This window comes from Streptomyces sp. NPDC057543, assembly GCF_042801895.1.
In the GTDB taxonomy this organism is placed as follows: Bacteria; Actinomycetota; Actinomycetes; order Streptomycetales; family Streptomycetaceae; genus Streptomyces.
Map to the genome: position 1 here is coordinate 1 of NZ_JBHVFF010000515.1, position 2,970 is coordinate 2,970.

General features: G+C 68.2%; 4 protein-coding genes. 2 read left to right on the top strand and 2 right to left on the bottom strand.

Features of this window, described 5'->3' with window-relative positions:
• On the bottom strand, positions 1-761 hold a 761-nt coding region (locus tag ACFU8Q_RS40670; protein WP_384465011.1), incomplete at its 3' end, for a hypothetical protein.
• Between the two features lie 317 nt (positions 762-1,078).
• Between ACFU8Q_RS40670 and ACFU8Q_RS40675 the strand changes: the two genes are divergently transcribed.
• Positions 1,079-2,086: a hypothetical protein gene (locus tag ACFU8Q_RS40675; protein WP_384465014.1), complete on the top strand. Its 1,008-nt coding sequence runs from the start codon at positions 1,079-1,081 to the stop codon at positions 2,084-2,086.
• Positions 2,087-2,116: 30 nt separating this feature from the next.
• On the opposite strand, the gene ACFU8Q_RS40680 is transcribed toward ACFU8Q_RS40675, so the two are convergent.
• On the bottom strand, positions 2,117-2,698 hold the full coding sequence (locus tag ACFU8Q_RS40680) for a hypothetical protein (protein ID WP_384465017.1): 582 nt from the start codon (positions 2,696-2,698) through the stop codon (positions 2,117-2,119).
• A gap of 50 nt (positions 2,699-2,748) precedes the next feature.
• Here ACFU8Q_RS40680 and ACFU8Q_RS40685 point away from each other — a divergent pair.
• The coding region (locus tag ACFU8Q_RS40685; protein ID WP_384465020.1) for a helix-turn-helix domain-containing protein at positions 2,749-2,970 on the top strand (222 nt) is incomplete at its 3' end.

The following is a 2,970-nucleotide window of genomic DNA, read 5'->3' on the forward strand; positions in this document are numbered from 1 at the left end:
CGGACCTCCCACCTGGCAGCACTTCGTCCCGCCGGATGAACTCCCGACGGGACGAAGCGATCAACGCTGGGCCCCGAATTCGCCAACAGCATCCCCCCGGGTGCAGCGCCTTCTTCAAGTCGGTAGCACTGGCTAAACCGGGTTGTTCTGGTTCTCCAGAACAACCAGCGACTGGTGCAGCGCGCGATGGCAGCGCCTGCTGCACGAGCAGCACCCGTGCGCCGACTGGGCCGTGCGAATGCTGCGCTGCCTTCGGAGCCGCCATACAGCAGCCGGGCAGCACGAGCAGCGCCAGGAGCAGCACGAGGGCAGCGGGCGGCGGCTAGATGTTCCGTCTCATGAGGTTGGTGCCAAGGAGCCGCGATGAGTAGCGCGGCGTGGGCGAGCAGCGGTGGCGTCAGCAGGGCGGCGGCCCTCTCACGGGCGTCCGGGGCGCGGTAGTGCGCGGCCAGGGCGTGGGCGAGCCAGGCGTCGACATCGGCCTGGATGTACCCGCCCGCGCGTCGGGTGAGTTCGTCGCGTATGGCTTCGTCGCCCTCGCGGGGCTCGGTCTGCTCCAGCGTGCCCAGCTCGCGCAGCTCGGTTTCCCGGGCGGCGGCGGCCGCGGCGTCGGCGGCGAGCTCGGCCTGGACGACGTCGTCGGTGTCCGGGTCGTAGACGGTGCCCGAGGCCGCGGCGGCGCGCAGCTGGTCGATGCGCTCCCACCCCGCGAGCTCTGCGCGGCCGCGGACGAGGCGGTGGACGGTCTCGTGGCGGGCCAACGGGAACGGCGCTTCCTCCTCGGTACAGGAACTTGTACACCACCCGGTGCTGTCGAGCGATCCGATGCGGCATTTCACCTGGCGTCGGGATCAGCGGCACCGGCCTGGCCTGCAGTTTCTCACCAGTGCTGGGCGTCACAATGGGGCGGAAAGCCTGAAGGAGGGCTGGGTTCTGGACGTGGGCAACCCTGGCACAATGCGGGAACAGGGGTAGTTGCCTGGTGTCCGTGTGATTCGGGGGTTTCATGGGAGCGGGTGAACTCGCCGCGGCTGCTGTCGGGGTCCTGGCGGCTGTGATCACGGGGACAGCAACCGGAGTGGGCGAGCAGGCTGGGGCCGCTGTCGCGCAGGTCGTACGAGACCGGCTGGGGGCGTCGGATCGCGGTCGGGCCGCTCTGGCGGATCTTGAGGAGACTGGGGCGTCCCCCGAGGCGCGGGCCGGGGCATCGGCGGTGCTCGCCGGGGAGATCGAAACCGATCCTCTGCTGCGACACGCGCTGACGGTTCACCTGAGTGCACCGCATGCTGCCGACGGTGTGATCATCGACCGCAGCCGGATGCGCGGCGACAACCCGATCCTGGTCGGCAGCGGGACGATCAACTTCAGGAAGCCGACGTCGGCGGCCGGCACGGTGGCGCTCGTGCTGGCCGTGCTGGTGGTCCTCGCCGTGATGGTCCTCGCCGTGTACGGCGGGAACCGGATCCTGAGTTCTGATGACTCTCCGGACAGCAGCCACGGCTCCGCATCCGCGACAGCCGGCAAGAACGATGGTTCGGCGTCGGGCAGCGGCAGCGAGGAGAGAACCACCACACCTCATGCGCTGACTGTGGCCGAGACGGAGAACGTGGTGCCTGGACTGGAGGACATGCCGTCAGGCTGGGCAGTCTTCAGTGCGCCCAACGGATTCCCCTCCGAATGGGACAAGGGGTGCAACAGGGGAACTGCGAACTATCAGAACCCGGAAAGGAACTCGGGCAACCTCATGGCGCTCTACCGCGTGACCGCCTGCCGAGACGTCCAAACGGTGATCGATGGGTACGCGAAGTTGTTGAAGGGTGTCGAAACCAGCGATCCCAAAGAGACACGTATCGCGATGCCGAAGTGTGGTGATGAGAGCTTCGCGACCAGTTACACCATCACTGACGGCCAAAGCGACTCGAACGGCGATCACGTCGAGATGCGGGCCCGGGTGGGGGCGGTCCTCATCGACATGACCTACGGCCCGATCGGCGACGGCCCCTACAGGCTCGACTTCCTGGAGCGGGCCCAGGAGCTCATGCAACTCGTCTGCGATCGGGCTGTCGATTCGCAGAGCACTCCCTGATTGCCTCCGGCCCCCGGAGCGGCGCGGCCGTCATAGTGCCTCGCCGAGCACTTGGGCCATGAAGCTGGTCGGGGCGTTGCCGGGCCGGCGCAGTGCTCGTTCCAGACGATTCGCGTCGATACGCACTTCCACGCTCATAGCGAGGTCTCCTCCGGGCAGAAGGCGCAGCCGGGCAGGGCCACGATCACGCGCTGCTCGATGCCGACGCATCCACCCTGGAGTCCGGTGACCCGCTGCTGCCCCATCACGAAGCGGCGACCGCGGCGGCCGGCGGTCTGGGGAAGGCAGCAGAGCGGGGTGTTGTAGATGGTCGCCGCGTCGACATGAGGAAGCGAAGATCACCGACGGGGTGATCCAGCGCGCGGCGTCAGATGCGGTGCATCGCAACTGGACGTGCGTGAAATCCGCGCGCAGGCCAGCGGCGCGGGTACCCAATTCCGTGAAATACGACTCGGTGATGGCCTCAGCGACGATCGGATGCAGGTCCTCCTCCGTCGCACCGGCCTCCTGGAGTTCGAGGATCTGCTTCGCATAGGTGGGCGAGATCGCCGTGGTGATTTGGCGCTCGCGGCCGTCGTCCGAGCTGCCCCGACCGACGAATCCGAAGTACACAAGGGGGCGGACTGACCGCCGAGCGTCGGGAGTTCCGGGAGCGGTTACGGCTGGAGGCTGCTGAGCGGTTTGAGCGGGGTGAGACGAGCGCGGTGATCGCCAAGGAGTTGCGGGTCAGCCTCCGGTCTGTGCCGCGGTGGCGCCGGACTTGGGCGGAGGGCGGCTCGCGGGCTCTGAACTCGGGTGGCCCGGCGTCGCTGCCTCGGCTGAGTGACGAGCAGTTCGCTCAGCTGGAGCGGGAGCTCGCCAAGGGCCCGGCCGCGCATGGCTGG